Annotated in this window: 13 protein-coding genes and 1 pseudogene; 11 read left to right on the top strand and 3 right to left on the bottom strand. The window is 72.9% G+C overall.

Features of this window, described 5'->3' with window-relative positions; all coding sequences use genetic code 11:
• Nucleotides 1-118, top strand: a pseudogene (locus tag G3I42_RS37735) (GNAT family N-acetyltransferase); the annotation flags it as partial.
• A 168-nt stretch (nucleotides 119-286) separates the two neighbouring features.
• On the opposite strand, the gene G3I42_RS20955 reads toward G3I42_RS37735, so the two are convergent.
• A complete protein-coding gene (locus G3I42_RS20955; protein WP_164288123.1) occupies nucleotides 287-1312 on the bottom strand; it encodes an aldo/keto reductase in 1026 nt (341 codons plus the stop codon).
• A gap of 79 nt (nucleotides 1313-1391) precedes the next feature.
• On the opposite strand from G3I42_RS20955, the gene G3I42_RS20950 reads away from it, so the two are divergent.
• From G3I42_RS20950 to G3I42_RS20925, 6 genes are all read left to right on the top strand, one after another.
• The gene (locus G3I42_RS20950; protein WP_239096583.1) at nucleotides 1392-2387 is read left to right on the top strand and encodes an AraC family transcriptional regulator; all 996 of its coding nucleotides are present in this window, start codon (nucleotides 1392-1394) and stop codon (nucleotides 2385-2387) included.
• A gap of 99 nt (nucleotides 2388-2486) precedes the next feature.
• Nucleotides 2487-3446: a 16S rRNA (adenine(1518)-N(6)/adenine(1519)-N(6))-dimethyltransferase RsmA gene (gene rsmA / locus G3I42_RS20945; RefSeq protein WP_164288121.1), complete on the top strand. Its 960-nt coding sequence runs from the start codon at nucleotides 2487-2489 to the stop codon at nucleotides 3444-3446.
• Complete coding sequence (locus tag G3I42_RS20940) at nucleotides 3443-4351, top strand: 4-(cytidine 5'-diphospho)-2-C-methyl-D-erythritol kinase (RefSeq protein WP_164288120.1); 909 nt, start codon at nucleotides 3443-3445, stop codon at nucleotides 4349-4351. Before rsmA ends, G3I42_RS20940 begins: the two co-directional genes overlap by 4 nt.
• Before the next feature lie 140 nt (nucleotides 4352-4491).
• Nucleotides 4492-6291: an ABC-F family ATP-binding cassette domain-containing protein gene (locus tag G3I42_RS20935; RefSeq protein WP_164288118.1), complete on the top strand. Its 1800-nt coding sequence runs from the start codon at nucleotides 4492-4494 to the stop codon at nucleotides 6289-6291.
• A gap of 234 nt (nucleotides 6292-6525) precedes the next feature.
• On the top strand, nucleotides 6526-8331 hold the full coding sequence (locus tag G3I42_RS20930; protein ID WP_239096582.1) for a PQQ-binding-like beta-propeller repeat protein: 1806 nt from the start codon (nucleotides 6526-6528) through the stop codon (nucleotides 8329-8331).
• A 276-nt stretch (nucleotides 8332-8607) separates the two neighbouring features.
• Nucleotides 8608-9303: a LuxR C-terminal-related transcriptional regulator gene (locus G3I42_RS20925; protein WP_164288127.1), complete on the top strand. Its 696-nt coding sequence runs from the start codon at nucleotides 8608-8610 to the stop codon at nucleotides 9301-9303.
• A gap of 98 nt (nucleotides 9304-9401) precedes the next feature.
• Here the strand turns inward: G3I42_RS20925 and G3I42_RS20920 are convergent, their stop codons facing one another.
• Nucleotides 9402-9773, bottom strand: coding sequence for a hypothetical protein (locus G3I42_RS20920; protein WP_164288116.1), 372 nt, complete (start codon nucleotides 9771-9773; stop codon nucleotides 9402-9404).
• A 46-nt stretch (nucleotides 9774-9819) separates the two neighbouring features.
• On the bottom strand, nucleotides 9820-11487 hold the full coding sequence (locus G3I42_RS20915) for a sodium:solute symporter family protein (RefSeq protein ID WP_164288112.1): 1668 nt from the start codon (nucleotides 11485-11487) through the stop codon (nucleotides 9820-9822).
• Between the two features lie 326 nt (nucleotides 11488-11813).
• On the opposite strand from G3I42_RS20915, the gene galT reads away from it, so the two are divergent.
• The 4 genes from galT to G3I42_RS20895 all read left to right on the top strand — a co-directional run bounded on the left by galT (nucleotide 11814) and on the right by G3I42_RS20895 (nucleotide 16113).
• Nucleotides 11814-12908: a galactose-1-phosphate uridylyltransferase gene (gene galT, locus G3I42_RS20910; RefSeq protein ID WP_164288110.1), complete on the top strand. Its 1095-nt coding sequence runs from the start codon at nucleotides 11814-11816 to the stop codon at nucleotides 12906-12908.
• A 34-nt stretch (nucleotides 12909-12942) separates the two neighbouring features.
• Nucleotides 12943-13914 carry a UDP-glucose 4-epimerase GalE gene (gene galE / locus G3I42_RS20905; RefSeq protein ID WP_164288107.1) on the top strand — a complete coding sequence of 324 codons (972 nt, stop codon included), beginning with the start codon at nucleotides 12943-12945 and terminating at the stop codon, nucleotides 13912-13914.
• A complete protein-coding gene (gene galK, locus G3I42_RS20900; protein WP_164288105.1) occupies nucleotides 13911-15140 on the top strand; it encodes a galactokinase in 1230 nt (409 codons plus the stop codon). Before galE ends, galK begins: the two co-directional genes overlap by 4 nt.
• A gap of 235 nt (nucleotides 15141-15375) precedes the next feature.
• Nucleotides 15376-16113, top strand: coding sequence for a response regulator transcription factor (locus tag G3I42_RS20895; protein WP_164288103.1), 738 nt, complete (start codon nucleotides 15376-15378; stop codon nucleotides 16111-16113).
• The last annotated feature ends 172 nt before the right edge of the window (nucleotides 16114-16285 follow it).

Genomic DNA, 16285 nt, shown 5'->3' with positions numbered 1-16285 from the left:
CGCGGCGGGCTGCGACTGGCTCCACGTCGACTACGAGGAACACTTGCGCCCCTTCTACGAGAAGGCCTGCGGCTTCGCCCCCACGGCGGCCGGACTCGTCCGCCTCCGCGCGGCCTGAGCCGGAGCGCGTACGGGCCGGGGGCGCCCCTCCGCGCGCACCCGGCCCGTCCCAGCGGTCTCCTCCGCCTCCGCGCGGCCTGAGCCGGAACGCCTACGGGCCGGGGGCGCCCCTCCGCGCGCACCCGGCCCGTCCCCGTGCGGCCGGGCCCTCAGGCCCTCGCCCCGCTCAGTCCCACTGCGGCATGATCTCCTCCCCGTAACGCGACCCCGCCGAGCCGTGCGGCAGGATCTCCTGGATGCGGGCGAGGTCCTGCGGGGTGAGGACGACCGAGGCGGCGGCCACGTTCTCCGCCAGGCGCCGCGGGCTGCGCGTGCCGGGGATGGGGACGATGTCCTCGCCCTGCGCCAGAAGCCACGCGAGGGCGAGCTGCGTGACGGTGATGCCCTTCTCGCCCGCGAGCGCGGTCAGCTGCCGTACGGCGTCCAGGTTCTTCTCGTAGTTGCCGGGCTGCCAGCGCGGGTCCGTCGCGCGCATGTCGTCCGCCGGGTAGGCGGCGGCCGGCTGGACCGCCGAGGTGAGGAAACCGCGGCCGAGCGGCGAGTACGGTACGAAGCCGATGCCCAGTTCGCGCACCACCGGCAGGACCGCCGTCTCGACCTCCCGCTCGAAGAGCGAGTACTCGGTCTGGAGCACCGAGACCGGCTGCACGGCGTGCGCCCTGCGGATGGTCCGCGGTCCCGCCTCGCTCAGCCCGAAGAACCGCACCTTGCCTTCCGCGATCAGCTCCCCGACCGTGCCCGCCACCTCCTCCATGGGCACGTCCGGGTCCACCCGGTGCTGGTACAGGACATCGATGTGGTCGGTGCCGAGGTACCGCAGGCTGTTCTCCGTCACCTCGCGGATGTGCGCGGGACGGCTGTCCAGCGCGACGCCCGCCCGCGCGGGATCGCTCAGGTCGAAGCCGAACTTCGTGGCGAGGACGACGTCCTCGCGGAAGCCCCTCACCGCGCGGCCGAGCAGTTGTTCGTTGCTGCCCGTGCCCATGCCGTACAGCTCGGCGGTGTCGAAGAAGGTGACGCCGAGGTCGTGGGCGCGGTGGATCGTCTCGATGGCGCCGCGCTCGTCCGGCGTCGCGGTGTCGCCGTAGGCCATCGTCATGCCCATCGTGCCGAGGCCGAGCGCGGAGGTGCGCAGACCCTGCGCGCCGAGCGTGCGGGTGGGGAGCTTGGTCGTGTCGTCGTGCTGTGCCATGCCTCGACGCTAGAACCGCGCGCACCGGGAAACATGGGGCGTCACTCGCGTAACATTGCCTGATCCTCTCAGGTCGCACTTGAGCGGGCCGGACCTGAGCGGGCCGGAGCTGAGCGGTCAGGAGCTGAGCGGGCAGGAAAGGAGCGCGTACGTGCCGGACGACGCCGTACGGGAGGGTGCCGCCGCGCCCTCCCCCTCCGAAGCGGCCCTCCACCGCCTCACCGCCGCCGTCGCCCGCCATGCCCCCGAAGGCGGTACGGAGACCGCGGTCCCCCGGCTCTCGCTCGCCGTCACCGAGGAGCCGGTCGGGCCCGTCGACCTCCTCTACGAGCCGATGATCTGCTTCGTCTCGGCGGGGGCGAAGCGCAGCACCGCGGGCGAGCGGACCCGGATCGCCCGCGCGGGCGAGATGCTCCTCAACAGCATCGACCTCCCCGTCTCGGTCTCCGTCGTCGAAGCGCCCTACTCCTCCGTGACCCTGCGCGTGGACGAACGACTGCTCGCGGACCTGCTCGTCGAGGTCGAGGAATCGGCCGGCGTCCCGCTCGCCCCCGCGGGGCAGCTCACCGCGCCCATGGCACCCGAACTCGTGGACGCCGTGACCCGCTTCGTGACCCTCCTCGACTCCCCGGAGGACATCCGCGCGCTCGCTCCCCGCGTCGAGGGCGAGATCCTCTACCGGCTGCTGCGCGGCCCCCTCGGCCCCGTGCTCCGCGCGGGCGCGCTCGCGGACTCGCCGACGCAACGGGTGCGCCGGGCCGCGCGCTGGATCTGCGAGCGGTACGCGGAACCCCTCGGCATCGACGCGATCGCCGCCGTCGCCCGCATGAGCCCCGCCGGTCTGCACCGGCACTTCAAGGCCGCCACCGGGATGAGCCCGCTCAGGTACCAGAAGTACGTGCGCCTCCAGGCCGCCCGCCGCCGCCTCGCCGCCGGGGACGCGACGGCGGCGCAGGTGGCGCGGGAGGTCGGATACGTGAGCGCGACGCAGTTCAGCCGCGAGTACCGCACCGCCTTCGGCCTGCCCCCGGCCCGCGACGCGGCGCGCCTGCGCGGGACCGGAAGCCCCTCGTAGCCGCCACGCCCGCGTCAGGCGTCCCTGCCCGCGCCTCAGCGCCTCCGCGCCCCCGCCGACCGATCGTTCTCCCCTGCGGGGGCCACGTACCCTTGCCGGGTGACTCGCACCGACCCCCTGCTCGGCCCGGCCGACATCCGTGAGCTGGCCGCCGCGCTCGACGTACGTCCCACCAAGCAGCGCGGGCAGAACTTCGTCATCGACGCCAACACCGTGCGCCGCATCGTCCGCACCGCCGAGGTGCGGGAGACGGACACCGTCGTCGAGGTCGGTCCCGGGCTCGGTTCGCTCACGCTCGCGCTGCTCGAAGTCGCCGCCGACGTCACGGCCGTCGAGATCGACGACACCCTCGCCGCGGCTCTCCCCGCGACCGTCGCCGCCCGCCTGCCCGAGAAGGCCGCGCATTTCCGGCTCGTGCACTCCGACGCGCTGCGCGTCCGCGAGCTGCCGGGCCCCGCGCCCACGGCGCTCGTCGCGAACCTCCCGTACAACGTCGCCGTCCCCGTCCTCCTGCACATGCTGGAGCACTTTCCGAGCGTCGAGCGGACCCTTGTGATGGTCCAGGCCGAGGTCGCCGACCGGCTTGCGGCCCCGCCCGGCTCGCGCGTGTACGGGGTGCCCTCGGTCAAGGCGGCCTGGTACGCGCACGTCAAGCGCGCCGGATCGATCGGGCGCAGCGTCTTCTGGCCCGCGCCGAACGTCGACTCCGGGCTCGTCTCGCTCGTACGGCGCGAGGAGCCGCTGACGACGAGCGCGAGCCGCCGCGAGGTCTTCGCCGTCGTGGACGCGGCGTTCGCGCAGCGCCGCAAGGGGCTGCGGGCCGCGCTCGCGGGCTGGGCGGGTTCGGCCGCCGCGGCCGAGGAGGCGCTGCGCGCGGCCGGGGTGTCCCCGCAGGCGCGCGGCGAGTCGCTGACCGTCGAGGAGTTCGCCCGTATCGCCGAGCACAAGCCGCAGCCCGGACAGCCCGGACAGCCCGGACAGCCCGGCCAGGCCGATCAGCCCGGGCAGGCCGACCAGCCCGGACAGGCCGACCAGCCCGACAAGGAGACCCCCGCGTGAGCCCCGCCGCCGTCACCGTCCGCGTTCCCGCCAAGGTCAACGTCCAGCTCGCGGTCGGTCCCGCCCGCCCCGACGGCTTCCACGACCTCGCGAACATCTTCCTCGCGGTCGGCCTGTACGACGAGGTGACCGCGACCCCCGCCGAGCGCCTGCGCCTCACCTGCGAGGGCCCCGGCGCCGACCAGGTGCCCCTGGACGAGAGCAACCTCGCCGCCCGCGCCGCCCTCGCCCTCGCGGAGCGCGCGGGCCGCCCCGCCGACGTCCACCTGCACATCGCGAAGGACATCCCCGTCGCGGGCGGCATGGCGGGCGGCAGCGCGGACGCCGCGGGCGCGCTGCTCGCCTGCGAGACGCTGTGGCGCACGGGCGCGAGCAGGGACGAACTCCTCGCGATCTGCGCGGAGCTGGGCAGCGACGTGCCGTTCAGCTACGTGGGTGGCGCGGCGCTCGGCACGGGGCGCGGCGAGCGGCTGACCCCGCTCGCGGTCGGCGGCACCTTCCACTGGGTCTTCGCGCAGGCGGACGGCGGCCTCTCGACCCCGGCCGTCTACCGCGCGTACGACCGCCTCGCCGCGGCCGAGGGCCGTACGATCCCGCGGCCCGAGGCCGACCCGGCGGTGATCGAGGCGCTCGCGAGCGGCGACCCGAAGGCCCTCGCGGCCGCCGTCCACAACGACCTCCAGGCCGCCGCGCTCGACCTCTTCCCCGCCCTGCGCCGCACGCTGGACGCCGGTACGGAGGCAGGTGCCCTCGCCGCCCTCGTCTCCGGCTCGGGCCCCACCACGGCCTTCCTCGCCCCGGACCCCGACAGCGCCCGCACGATCGCGCGCGCCCTGACCTCCCACTGCCGCACGGCCCGCGTGACGACGGCCCCGGCACCGGGGGCGGCGGTGGTGGCGCAGTAAGAGGGCGCTCCGCACGGCGCGCCCGATTCCTCCTCCGCGCCGCCCCACGGAAAATCCTTTCCCCGCCTCCCGACTACCCTGGGACTCCTGCCCCCGAGGCCCGTGCCGAGGCCGGGGGAGCGCGAGCGGGAGTTGTGTGGATGGCGGTCAATCTGGTCAACGTCGAGGCGGTCAGCAAGGTCTACGGGACCAGGGCGCTGCTCGACGGGGTCTCCCTCGGGGTCAACGAGGGGGACCGCATCGGCGTCGTGGGGCGCAACGGCGACGGGAAGACCACTCTCATCCGGATGCTCGCCAAGCTGGAGGAGGCCGACACCGGGCGGGTGACGCACAGCGGCGGGCTGCGGCTCGGCGTGCTCACCCAGCACGACTCGCTCGACCCGGCGGCGACCGTGCGGCACGAGGTGATCGGGGATCTCGCCGACCACGAGTGGGCGGGGAACGCGAAGATCCGCGACGTGCTCACGGGGCTCTTCGGCGGCCTGGACCTGCCCGGTTTCGCGGACGGGCTCGACACGGTGATCGGCCCGCTCTCCGGTGGTGAGCGGCGCCGGATCGCGCTCGCCAAGCTCCTCATCGACGAGCAGGACCTCCTCGTCCTCGACGAGCCCACCAACCACCTCGACATCGAGGGCATCGCCTGGCTCGCGGCCCACCTCGCGAGCCGCCGGTCCGCGCTCGTCTGCGTGACGCACGACCGCTGGTTCCTCGACCAGGTCTGCACCCGCATGTGGGACGTGCAGCGCGGCGACGTCTACGAGTACGAGGGCGGCTACAGCGACTACGTCTTCGCGCGCGCCGAGCGCGAGCGGCGGGCCGCGACCGAGGAGACCAAGCGGCAGAACCTCGTCCGCAAGGAGCTGGCCTGGCTGCGGCGCGGCGCCCCGGCCCGTACCAGCAAGCCCCGTTTCCGCATCGAGGCCGCCAACGAGCTGATCGCCGACGTGCCGCCGCCCCGCGACAACAGCGAGCTGATGCGCTTCGCGTCCGCGCGGCTCGGCAAGACGGTCTTCGACCTGGAGGACGTGACCGTCTCCGCCGGGCCCAAGACGCTCATCGAGCACCTCACCTGGCAGCTCGGTCCCGGCGACCGCGTGGGGCTCGTCGGCGTCAACGGCGCGGGCAAGACGACGCTGCTGCGCGCCATGGCCGCCGCCTCGCGCGGCGACGGCGAGGAGCAGCCGGAGAAGGGCCGGATCAAGGTCGGCAGGACCGTCAAGCTCGCCTACCTCTCCCAGGAGGTCGCCGAACTCGACCCGAATCTGCGGGTGCTGGAGGCCGTGCAGCAGGTGCGGGAGCGGGTCGACCTCGGCAAGGGGCGGGAGCTGACCGCCGGGCAGCTCTGCGAGACCTTCGGCTTCGGCAAGGAGAAGCAGTGGACGCCGGTCGGCGACCTCTCCGGCGGTGAGCGCCGCCGCCTCCAGATCCTGCGCCTCCTCATGGACGAGCCCAACGTCCTCTTCCTCGACGAGCCCACCAACGACCTCGACATCGAGACCCTGACCCAGCTCGAAGACCTCCTCGACGGCTGGCCCGGCTCGATGGTCGTCATCAGCCACGACCGCTTCTTCGTCGAGCGCACCACCGACCGCGTCTTCGCGCTCCTCGGCGACCGCGCGCTGCGGATGCTGCCGCGCGGCATCGACGAGTACGTGGAACGCCGTCGCGCCCGCGAGCAGCAGGCGCAGGCCGCCGCCCCCGCGAGCGCCGCCCCCAAGCCCGCCGCGACCTCCGCGAAGGAGGACCGCGAGCGGCAGAAGGAGCTCCAGCGCATCGAGCGGCGCCTCGACCGGATCGCCACCGAGGAGGCGAAGCTGCACGAGCGGATCGCGACGCACGCCACGGACTTCGAGAAGGTCGCCGGGCTCGACGCCGAACTCCGCGCCCTCGTCGGCGAGAAGGACGAGCTGGAACTGCGCTGGCTCGAACTCGCCGAGTAGCGGCCCGGGCGGCGCGGGCCGGTCACGGGAGCATCACGCGCCGGTTCTGCCTTGGGCACGGGGGAGCGGGGGCCGGGTGCGGCAGGGGCGGGCGGTGGTAGAAAGAGGTCCCCGCCCGACCGACCAAGGACCGCGGGGGAGCGCGTCCCGATCCGCTCCGTTCCGCGGGGTGATCACCCACGGAACGGCGGGGGAGCCGGACGGGGGGCGCGAGCCCGCCACGAGGTAGCGCTGATGACTCAGCCGCCCCAGCCACCGCCCCGGCCCCCGCACGAGCCGTCCGGTGGCGAGCCCCCGCGGGACACCCCGCCCGGTTTCGGCCCACCCGCGGCGAGCGCCGGTTTCGGCCCGCCGCCCCCGCCGCCGCCGTCTCCCACACCCCCCGCCCCCGCCTACGGCACCCCGCAGGCCGCCCCGCCCCCGCCCGCCTACGGTGCCCCGCACCCCGGCCCCGCCCAGGGCGGCGGTCAGGCCGCCTACGGCTACCCGCACCCCGCGCCCCCGTACGGGACCGCCCCGTACACCCAGCAGGGACACGGCGCCGGTCAGCCGCCCACCGGGCCGGGGAACCGCCGTCCCGGGCCGGTGTTCTGGATCATCGGGACGACCGTGCTCGTCATCGCGCTCATCGTCGGCGGCGGCGTCTGGTACGCGAACTCCGGCACGGACGAGACGCCGGTCGCGAAGGACAAGGACGACAAGAAGGACGGCAAGGACGGCGGCACCGGCACGGACGACCCCGCCGCCGGCCCCGCGAAGGAGAAGGCCCCCGCCGACCCGGCGGCCACGCAGCTCTTCTCCGTGCCGATGATCTACACCGGGGCGAACTCCAAGGTCTACGAACTGCCCGGTTCCTGGCTCACCGGCAAGGTGTACGCGAAGACGGGGCTCTCCGAGATCAACGGCTACGACGCCGTGGCCGGAAACCGCCTGTGGAACCTGAAGCTGCCGGGGCCCGTGTGCGCGGCGAGCGGGTTCCAGAGCGACGAGGGGCTCACCGCCGTCCTGCACAAGAGCGTGCGGCCCACGCAGGACGACGTGGGCCAGTGCGACAAGATCACCGTGGTCGACCTGCGCACCGGCAAGGCGCTGTGGACGAAGGGCGTCGGCTCGGGCCAGGGCAGCGCGATCTTCACCGAGGTGACCGTGGGCGGTGGCACCGTCGCGGCGGGCGGCACGCGCGGCGGCTACGGCTGGGACCTGAAGTCGGGCGACCAGGTGTGGTCCCCGAAGCCGGGCGACGAGTGCTACGACGTCGGCTACCAGGGCGGCAGCGGCGGCCTCGCGGTGATCCGCAAGTGCACGATCAACACCGACCAGGACCAGTTGTTCGTCCAGAAGCTCGACCCGAAGGACGGCTCGGTCGCCGCCGAGTACAAGATGCCGCCCGGCATCGGCTTCGCGCACATCCTCTCGGTCAGCCCGCTCGTCGTCGGCGCGGACGTCAACGAGGCGGCCGAGGACGGCTCCGGCGTCTCGGACTTCTTCTCGATCGACGGGCGCACCGGCAAGCTCCGCGCGCGCTGGCCCGCCGACGCGAAGACGTACGGCGCCTCGTGCGAGGCGACGGCCGTCTCCGGGTGCGGCAACTTCGCGGTCGGCGGCGACCGGCTCTATGTGCCGACCGAGGAGCACCAGGGCAAGCGGGAGGGGTACTCCACCACCAACGAGATCGTCGCCTTCGACCTGGCCACCGGCAAGCTCACCGGCCAGCGCCTCGACGCGGGCGAGGACTGGGAGCTGCGCCCGCTGCGCATGGACGGCCCCCGGCTGCTCGCCTACCGGACCGGCCCCTACGACCAGGGCAGCGAGGTCGTCTCGGTCGACACGAGGACGATGAAGAGCCAGGTGCTGCTGAAGACCCCGGACGACGAGCGGAGCGGCAACACCGTCCACAAGTTCCTGCACGACTTCTCGGAGATCGTCTTCGGCGACGGCCGCCTGTACCTCGGCCAGACCATGCCCGAGGAGAAGAAGGAACCGGTCGACGCCGACGACGGCATCCCGTACCTGGCGCTGTCCTTCGGCACGAAGGGCTGAGGCGGGCTGAGGCCGGCTGAGGCGGGCGGGGGCGCGCGCAAGGGCGCCCCCGCCCCGTACGCGCTCCTCCTCCGCGTCCGCACAACCCGCTCGTCCACACGCAACACCCCCGAAAACCGGGGGATTTCAGCATTACGGGGCACTTCTTCACCGGAGGGGGCGCGCCAGGTCGAACATCCGTGTAGCTTCCGGTGCACGACGGACCGGCCGGGGGACAGCCCCGGCGGGGGCGGGGCCGGGACGAGGCGGGGACACGGGGGGACGCGGGGGATGCCCATGGGAGTGCGGCTCATGGTGGTCGACGACCACCGCTTGCTCGCGGAGGCGCTCGCCTCCGCGCTGAAACTGCGCGGGCACCGGGTGCTCGCCGCCGCGGCCCCCGCGGCGGGCGCCGCCGACCTCGTCGTCAGCCGGGCGCCGGAGGTGTGCCTGCTCGGCACGGCGGCCCCGGCCGAGCCGGGCGCCTTCGACCCGGTCGTGAAGATCCGCAGGGAGCGCCCGCAGACGGCGGTGCTCGTCCTCGGACCGGTGCCGAGCCCGCGCGGCATCGCGGCGGCGTTCGCGGCCGGGGCGTGCGGCTACGTACGGCACGACGAGCGCATCGAAGGCGTCGAGCGCGCCATCATGAAGGCCCGCGCGGGCGAGGCGGCGGTGGCCCCGGGGCTCCTCCAGGGCGCCTTCGACGCCCTGCTCCACCCGGAGGCCGAGCCCGACGACGAGGGCAGACGCCTCCTGCACCTGCTGACCCGCCGCGAGGTCGAGGTCCTGGCGCGGGTCGCGGAGGGCGAGGACACCCGGCTCATCGCGGCGGGCATGCACATCGCCCCCTCCACGGCCCGCACCCACGTCCAGCGCGTACTGATGAAACTCGGCGTCGGCTCCCGCCTCGAAGCCGCCGCCCTCGCCGCCCGCACCGGCCTCCTCGACCACGCCCTGCCCCTCCTCGGCCCCCGGAACACGGACGCGGGCTGACGACGGCCGCTCGCGGGGGCCCGGCGGTACGGCGGGCAGCGGAAAGGGGCCGTCCCCGCCGGGCGCACCCGGCCGGGACGGCCCCTCGTCGGGCCCCGCTACTCCTCGCGGTTGAGGTCCTCGACGATCTCCTCGACGGGCGGCGGCGTCTGCGGGCGCCACAGCATCCAGGCCAGGAACAGCAGCCCGAGGACGAGCATGCCGAGGCCCGTCCACAGGTTGATGTTGATGTCCTGCGCCTTGGCGAGGTCGGCGTCCGAGGCGGTGATGCCGGTGATCGTGACGATGATCCCGTAGACCGTGAAGAGACCGCCGATGATGAGCCGCACGTCGAAGAGGCGGCTCGCGGTGGCGGATTCGCGCTCCAGCCGCTCGACGGCCTCGATGTCGTCGAGGTTCGCCGGCTTCCGGGCGTCGTGCGGTGCGCCGGGGGTGTTGTCGTCGTCTCTGGGGTTGCTGTGGTCGCTCATGGTCGTGTCGTCCTTGCCGGGTCAGACGGGGAGGGCTCGAAGGGGCTCACAGGGAGAACGGGACGTAGCACAGGGCCGCGAGGATCAGCGCGCCCCAGCCGAGCAGCGCCGGCTTGCGGTACCAGGCGTCGTCGCCCTCGGCGGGCGGTTCCTCGGCACCGGGCGACTTCGTCCCGTACACGAGCCCTTGCAGTTCCGCGGCGGGCTTCGGCTTCGTCACCATCGTCACGACGACCATGACGACCGCGCCGACCACGAAGGCGACGATGGAGGAGACGAAGTTCGCCCCCTGGTCGCTCGGGATGCCGATGACGCCCTGCTTGTAGAACCAGAAGTAGTTGATCATCGCGGCGACGGTCCCCGAGAGCAGCCCCCAGAACCCGGCCGGGCCGGTCGTCCGCTTCCAGAACATCCCGATGATGAACACCACGAACAGCGGGACGTTGAAGAAGGAGAACAGCGTCTGGAGGTAGTTCATGATGTTGCTGAAGCCGGAGGCGATGAACGCCGTCCCGATGCCGATCACGACACCGACGGCCGTGATGACCCGCCCGACCTTCAGGTAGTGCGCGTCGGGCATGTTCGGCTTGATGTACGGCTGCCAGATGTCCGTCGTGAAGACCGTGTTGAACGAGGAGATGTTCGCCGCCATCCCGGCCATGAACGCGGCGAGCAGCCCGGTCACAGCGATGCCGAGCACGCCGTTGGGCAGCAGGTCGCGCATGAGCAGCGGGATCGCGTCGTTGAACTCGAACTTCCCGCCCTGCTTGCCGATCGACGGCTCCAGGATGAGCGCGATGAGACCCGGGATCACGACGATCGCGGGGATGAAGATCTTCGGGAAGGCCGCGATGAGCGGAGTGCGCTTGGCGGCCGAGAGGTTCTTCGCGGAGAGCGCCCGCTGCACCTCGGCGAAGTTCGTCGTCCAGTACCCGAAGCCCATCACGAAACCGAGACCGAGGACGATCGTCAGCCAGTTCGCGCCCAGCGGGTTGTCCGAGCCGATCCCGGTGTTCTGCCAGGCCGAGAGGAAACTGTCCCCCTTCGAGGCGTCCAGCTTGTCCGTGATGCCGCCCCAGCCGCCGACGCGCTTGAGGCCCACGATGGTGAGCGGGATGAGCGCGGCGAGGATCACGAAGAACTGCAGCACCTCGTTGTAGATCGCCGAGGAGAGCCCGCCGACCGTGATGTAGACGAGGACGAACGCGGCGGCGACGACGATCGCCACCCACTGCGGCCAGCCGAGCAGCGCTTCGAGCACGATCGCCATCGCGTACAGGTTGACGCCCGCGATGAGCACCGCGGACACCGCGAAGATGATCGACGACAGCAGGTGCGAGGACTTGCCGAAGCGGTGCAGGAGGAACTCCGGCACCGAGCGGACCTTCGAGTTGTAGTAGAAGGGCATCATCACGAGGCCCAAAAAGACCATCGCGGGGACGGCCCCGATCCAGTACCAGTGCACGGTGTAGACGCCGTACTGCGCGCCGTTCGCCGCCATGCCGAGGATCTCCGTGGCGCCGAGGTTCGCCGCGACGAAGGCGAGACCGGTCACCCACGCGGGCAGGGAGCGCCCGGAGAGGAAGAAGTCGAGGCTCGTCTTCACGCTGCGTCGCGCGGCGAAACCGATGCCGAGGACGACGACGAAGTACAGCGCGAGGATCGTGTAGTCCAGCCAGTTGGTCGGGAGTCTGAGCCCGTCCGCAAGGTACATGGGGGGAACTCGCTTTGTGCGTTGGGGATGAGGGGGAAGGGGCGAGAGGGGCGGTGGGGACGGTGGGGGATGGTGCTTCGTACGGCGGTGCGCGTGCCCGCGCTCGCGCGCCACGAACTCCACATGTGGTGTTCTTTGTTCGATCGTGATGTTCTCTTGGCGGCGATTGGCCCCTGTATGGCGCAGGGGCCCTCGACCGTGGCGTAGTGCCTGCCCGTAGACGTGGTTTGTTATGTTGAATTATGTTCGTTACGAGGTGACGGTGCGACGGACGACGCGGCGGCGCCCCACCCGCGTGCGGCGATTCGCCAGAAAGAACGGTTGCCTTGAAGAAGACCCCGACCCGGCTCGCCGACGGCCGCGAGCTGATCTACTACGACCTCGACTCGACCGACGCGCTGCGCGACGCCGTCGACAAGCGCCCGCTCGACCCGATCAGCACCGCCTCCGAGGTACGCCGCGACCCGCTCCTCGGCGACGCCGTCGCGATCGCCTCGCACCGCCAGGGCCGTACGTACCACCCACCGGCCGAGCTGTGCCCGCTCGACCCGACGCGCGGCGGCGAGCACCTGACCGAGATCCCGGACTCCGATTACGACGTCGTCGTCTTCGAGAACCGCTTCCCCTCGCTCTCCGGGCCCACCGGCCGCTGCGAGGTCGTGTGCTTCACCTCCGACCACCACGCCTCCTTCGCCGACCTCGACGAGACCCGCGCCCGCCTCGTCCTCGACGCGTGGACCGACCGCACCGACGCCCTCTCCCGCCACCCGGCCGTGCGCCAGGTCTTCCCCTTCGAGAACAGGGGCGAGGAGATCGGCGTGACCCTCGCCCACCCGCACGGGCAGATCTACGGCTACCCCTTCACCACCCCCCGTACCGCCCTCATGCTCCGCTCGGCCGCCGCGCACAAGGCCGCCACCGGAGGCGGGAACCTCTTCGACCACGTCCTCGCCGAGGAACGCGCGGCCTCCGAACGCGTCGTGATCGAGGGCGCGCACTGGACCGCCTTCGTCCCCCACGCCGCGCACTGGCCGTACGAGGTGCACCTCTACCCGCACCGCCGCGTCGCCGACCTCACCGAACTCGACGAGGCGCAGCGCGCCGAATGGCCCGTCGTCTACCTGGACCTGCTGCGCCGCTTCGACCGCCTCTTCGGGCCCGACGCCGGACGCACCCCGTATATTTCCGGCTGGCACCAGGCGCCCTTCCTCACCCCCGAGGAGTACGCCGCGTACAGCACAGGGGCGGGCGAACCGCTGGAACGGGCGGACTTCGGGCTGCACCTGGAGCTGTTCACGATCCGCAGGACCGTGGACAAGCTGAAGTACCTCGCCGGCTCCGAGTCCGGCATGAGCGTCTTCATCAACGACGTGCCGCCGGAGAAGGCGGCCGAGCGACTGCGAGAGGTGGCGCACGCGTGAGCTGCGGTCAGCGACTTCACAAGGACGGGCGCGCATGAGCGGCCACTACCTCGTCACGGGCGGGGCCGGTTACGTCGGCAGCGTCGTCACGGCGCACCTGCTGCGCGCCGGGCACCGCGTCACGGTCCTCGACGACCTCTCCACGGGCTTCCGCGCGGCGGTCCCCGAGGGCGCGGCGTTCATCGAGGGCCGCATCCAGGACGCCGCGACCCTCCTGCCGGACGGCATCGACGGCGTCCTCCACTTCGCCGCCTCATCCCAGGTCGGCGAGAGCGTCGAGAAGCCCGAGAAGTACTGGGGCAACAACGTCGGCGGCACCCGCGCCCTCCTCGACGCGATGCGCGCCAAGGGCATCGGCCGCCTCGTCTTCTCCTCGACGGCGGCGACGTACGGCGAACCCGTGAACACCCCGATCGTCGAGACCGACCCGACGATCCCCACGAGCCCCTACGGCAACACGAAACTCGCCGTGGACCACATGATCGCCGACGAGTGCCGCGCCCACGGCCTCGCCGCCGTCTCGCTGCGCTACTTCAACGTCGCCGGCGCCTACGGCGACTTCGGCGAGCGCCACGACCCCGAGTCGCACCTCATCCCGATCGTCCTCCAGGTCGCCCAGGGCCGCCGCGCCGCCGTCTCCGTCTTCGGCGAGGACTACGCGACCCCGGACGGCACGTGCGTCCGCGACTACATCCACGTCGCCGACCTCGCCGAGGCCCACCTCCTCGCCCTCAAGGCCGCCGCCGGGAGCACGCACCTGATCTGCAACCTCGGCAACGGCACGGGCTTCTCGGTGCGCGAGGTCATCGAGGCGGCCCGCAAGGTCACCGGGCACGAGATCCCCACCGAGAGCGCGCCGCGCCGCGCGGGCGACCCGGCCGTCCTGGTCGCCTCGGCGGAACGCGCCAGGCAGGCACTCGGCTGGCAGCCCTCCCGTACCGACCTGACCGGCATCGTCGCCGATGCCTGGGCCTTCGCCCAGCGACTCGCGGAGGCAGCCCGATGAGCGACCTCATCCCCGGCCAGGGCAACGGCCCCGCGCCTTCGCGGGACACCGCCGCGCCGCAGGACACCGCGCTCGCGCACGCCGACGAGGTCGCGGCCGGTTTCCGCGAGCTGTACGGGAGCGAGCCCGAGGGCATCTGGGCGGCCCCCGGCCGCGTCAACCTCATCGGCGAGTACACCGACTTCAACGGCGGCTTCGTCATGCCGCTCGCGCTCCCGCACACGGCGGTCGCCGCGGTCCGTACCCGTACGGACGGGGTGCTGCGCGTCCACTCGGCCGACATGGAGGGCCCCGCGCTCCGCCTCGACCTCGCGACGCTCGCGCCCGCCGCCGACACCGGCTGGGCCGGCTACCTGACCGGCTGCGTCTGGGTTCTGCGCACCTCCGGTTACGACGTCGGCGGCGCGGACATCCACCTCGCCTCGACCGTGCCCACGGGTGCCGGGCTCTCCTCCTCGGCCGCGCTCGAAGTCGTCACGACCCTCGCGCTCAACGACCTCTTCTCCTTCGGCATCGACCGCGCGGAGATCGCCCGGGTCGGGCAGCGCGCGGAGAACGACTTCGTCGGCGTACCGACCGGGATCATGGACCAGACGGCCTCGGCACGCTGCACGGCCGGGCACGTACTCCACATGGACACCCGCGACCTGAGCGCCCGCCAGGTCCCCTTCGACCTGTCCGCGCACGGCCTCGACCTGCTCGTCTTCGACACCCGTGTGCAGCACGCGCTCGGCGACGGCGCGTACGCGGAACGGCGCGCGGGCTGCGAGGAGGGGGCGCGGCTGCTCGGCGTCGGCCAACTGCGGGACGTGCCCTTCGAGACGCTGCCGCAGGCCCTCGAAAAGCTCGAGGACGAGCGCGTGCGCCGCTACGTGCGGCACGTCGTCACGGAGGACGAGCGCGTCGAGACCGTCGCGCGACTCCTCGACGCGGGCGAGATCCGCGCCGTCGGCCAGATCCTCACGGAGGGCCACCGCTCGCTCCGCGACGACCTGCGCGTCTCGGCCCCCGAACTCGACCTGGTCGTGGAGACCGCGGTACGGGCCGGGGCCCTCGGCGCCCGCATGACGGGCGGCGGCTTCGGCGGCTCGGCGATCGTCCTGGTCGACGCGGGCCTCGTGGAGCCGGTGAAGGCGGAGGTCGCCCGGGCCTTCGCGGAGGCGGGCCACCGCGAGCCACGCGTGTTCTCGGCGGTGCCGAGCGAGGGGGCGCGGCGGGTGCGGTGAGCCCGTGGGGGCCATTGCGGGTGGCGGTGGCGCCTGGCTGTCCGGCGGGGCTGGGGCGCGTGGCGGTGGTGCGTCGCTCGTGCGTGGCGGGGCGGTGTGCCACCGCTGTCCCGCCGGTCTCTCCCGGGGAGGGGTGTTTCGGGCGGGAATCGGGGAAATCCTCTCCTGGGAAGTGCCCGCGTCCGTACTCTGAGGCGGGGTCACCTCCGTCGAGGGACGGAGGGAGGGGGAGGCCGTGATGCGTACGAGGGTGCTGGTCGTCGACGACCACCGGATCTTCGCGGAGTCGCTCGCCGCCGCGCTGGCGGCGGAGCCGGACGTCGACGTGGGCGCGGCGGGCAGCGGCCCGGCGGCGCTGCGCAGCCTGGAACGCGCGGCGACCGAGAAACGCCCCTTCGACGTCGTCCTCGTCGACGCCGACCTCGGCGTCAGCCCGGTCCCCCGGCAGGCCCGCCCGCAGGACGCGCCCGCCGCGGAGGAGCCGCTCGACGGGATCTCCCTGGTGGGCGGCTTACGCGCGACGCAGCCCGGGGTGCGTACGGTGGTCCTCGCCGAGCGCGACGACCCGCGCCGTGCGGCGCTGGCCCTGCTGGCGGGGGCGAGCGGCTGGGTCGCGAAGGACTGCTCGCTCTCCCGGCTGCTCACGGTCGTACGGGGGGTGCTGCGCGACGAGACGCACCTTCCGCCGGCCCTGCTCACCGGCGTCCTGCGCGAACTGACGGCGGCCCGCCGCCACCGCACCGAGTCGGAGCGCCTGGTGGAGTCCCTGACCCCGCGCGAACGCGAGGTGCTGCGCTGCATGGTCGCTGGCCTGGGCCGCAAGGCGGTCGCCGACCGCCTCTACCTCTCCCCGCACACGGTCCGCACCCACATGCAGAACGTCCTCGGCAAGCTGGGCGTCCACTCCACGCTGGCGGCGGTGGCGCTGGCGCGGAGGGCGGGGGTGGGGCCGGTGGATCAGCGGGTGGGGTGAGGGGGGGAGGGGGGCGCAGTCGACCAGGCCCCCGCACACAGACCCCACCCTCCCAAAGGGGAGGTGGGCCACCCGCTGCCATCAATTCTTCCGGCTCCCCGACCGCCCTCCCGACCAGAACCGCAAATCTGTGGATAACTCCACCAAACCCGAAAAACCCCTCACACTTTCG

The organism is Streptomyces sp. SID11385 (genome assembly GCF_010548245.1).
Lineage (GTDB): Bacteria > Actinomycetota > Actinomycetes > Streptomycetales > Streptomycetaceae > Streptomyces.
Note: the sequence above shows the minus strand (reverse complement) of the source record. Positions and strands in the feature narration are given on the sequence as shown.